Below are 2,417 nucleotides of genomic sequence, written 5' to 3'. Positions count from 1 at the left end.
CCCGCACCACACCAGACCGAACACCCCCACCACGACCAAGACCCACCAAACCAGCAACCGACGGCCACTCAAACAAATCCCTCACCGAAAAACGAACACCCAACACCCCCTCAATACGACTAATCAACCGAGTCGCCAACAACGAATGCCCACCCAAATCAAAGAAACTGTCATGAATACCCACCCGAGGCACCCCAAGAACCTCAGCAAACAAACGACAGAGGTCCTCTTCCCGAGGGGTTCGGGGGGCGTCGTCCGTGACCGCCGCGGCGAAGTACGGAGTGGGCAGCGCCCTGCGGTCGAGCTTGCCGTTCACCGTCAGCGGGAGCTGGTCCAGAACGACCACCGCGGCCGGGACCATATAGTCCGGCAGTTCCCCGCCGACTGATCGGCGAAGCTCCGCCCCGTCGAGCCGGGCACCGGCCTCGGGAACGGCGTACGCCACCAGTCGCTGATCGTCAGGCCGGTCGGAACGGACCACCACGGCGGCCTGGCCGACGCCCTCCCGCGCCAGCAGCACGGCCTCGATCTCGCCCAGCTCGATACGGAAACCCCGCACCTTCACCTGATCGTCGGCCCGCCCGACATACTCCAGACTCCCGTCCCGTAGCCGGCGCACCAGATCCCCCGTCCGGTACATCCGCGTCCCCGCCGGACCATAGGGATCGGCGACGAACCGGCCCGCCGTCAGAGCCGCGCGCCCCGCGTAACCGCGCGCCACACCCGTGCCCGACACATACAGCTCACCCACGACGCCCACGGGCACGAGCCGCAGGGCCAGGTCCAGGACATGCAGCCGGAGGTCGGGGACCGGGTGTCCGATGACACTGGCCGTGGAGCGGGTCGAGTCGGCGTCCAGGGCGACATGGCTGGTGTAGATGGTGGCTTCCGTGGGGCCGTACGCGTTGACCAGGGTCGGGGCGTCGTCGGCATGGCGCTCGTACCAGCCGGTCAGCCGGCTCGGGTCCAGCGCCTCGCCCGCGAGCATGACCCAGCGCAGGGCCAGGTCCCGCCCTGGACGCGGATCCGCCTGGTCCACCTGGTCGAGCTGGTAGAACGCGGACGGCGTCTCATTGAGAACGGTGACCTTCTCGCGCACCAGGAGCCGCAGCAGCTCCGCGGGCGAGCGGGTGACATCGAAGGGGACGACGACCAGTTTGCCGCCGTGCAGCAGCGCGCCCCAGATCTCCCAGACCGATACGTCGAACGAATAGGAGTGGAAGAGCGTCCACACATCGTCGGGGCCGAAGGGGTAGACGGGCCGCAGGGATTCCATCAGCCGCAGCACATTCTGATGCGATACGACCACCCCCTTGGGCCTGCCCGTCGAGCCCGAGGTGTAGATGACGTAGGCGGCGTTCTCCGGATGGAGTGCGCCCTCGCGATCCGCGTCCACCAGGTCGGTGTCCGAGTGCCGGCGGAGTGTCTCCGCCGTTTCCGGGCTGTCGAGCACCACCACGGGCACACCGGTGCCGGGCACCAGTGGGGCGGTTTCGGCGGTGGTGAGGACGGAGACCGGACGGGCGTCGGCGAGCATGAACGCGATACGGTCCGCCGGGTATTCGGGGTCCACCGGAACATAGGCGCTGCCCGCCTTCAGCACCGCGAGTATCCCGATCACCATGTCCACGGAACGCGGCACGGCCAGCGCCACGACCCGCTCGGGGCCCGCTCCCCTCGCCACCAGCTCTCGCGCCAGCCGATTCGCCCGCGCGTTGACCTCCGCGTAGGTGAGGGAGACCTCGCCGTAGGCGAGGGCCGGGGCATCCGGGGTACGCGCCACCCGCTCCTCGAACAGCTCCGGCAGTCGACGGGGCTCCGCCTCGGGGGCGGGCGGATTCCCTTCGGTGAGCAATCGGTCGCGTTCGCCCTCCGAGAGGGTGTCCAGCCGGCCGATTCGCTCCTCCGGGTGGTCGGCGATCGCCTCCAGCAGCCGGATGAACCGGGCCATGATGTCTTCGACGTCCGCACGCTCAAAGCTGTCCGGGCGGTAGGTCAGCCGCACCCGTATGGGGTCGCCGGGCACGATCGAGAGAGTCAGCGGGTAGTGGGTGACACCGTCGCCGCGCGTCTCGATCCCGGTGAGCCGAAGGCCGCTCTCGGGCGGCACGATGTCATTCAGTTCCAGCGGGTAATTCTCGAAGATCGTGGTGGTGTCGAAGAGTTCTCCAGCTCCGGTCCCGGCGATCCGCTGGATCTCCGCGAGGCTCAAATACTGGTGATCCAGCAGCTCGGACTGCTCACGCTGCACCCGAACCAGAAAATCACCCAACGACTCCCCATAATCCAGCCGCACCCGCACCGGAACCGTATTGATGAACAAACCCACCATCGACTCCACACCCGCCAACTCCGGCGGACGCCCCGAAACCGTCGACCCGAACACCACATCATCACGACCGGTCAACACACCCAGC

General features: G+C 67.6%; 1 protein-coding gene. It reads right to left on the bottom strand.

The window, feature by feature from the left end; genetic code table 11:
* Window positions 1–2,386 (bottom strand): non-ribosomal peptide synthetase (locus ABD371_RS35605; protein ID WP_344486885.1); only part of this gene is annotated, 2,386 nt, incomplete at its 3' end.
* Between the last annotated feature and the right edge of the window lie 31 nt (window positions 2,387–2,417).

The sequence above is a fragment of the Streptomyces amakusaensis genome, assembly GCF_039532665.1.
Classification (GTDB): Bacteria; Actinomycetota; Actinomycetes; order Streptomycetales; family Streptomycetaceae; genus Streptomyces; species Streptomyces amakusaensis.
Note: the sequence above shows the minus strand (reverse complement) of the source record. Positions and strands in the feature narration are given on the sequence as shown.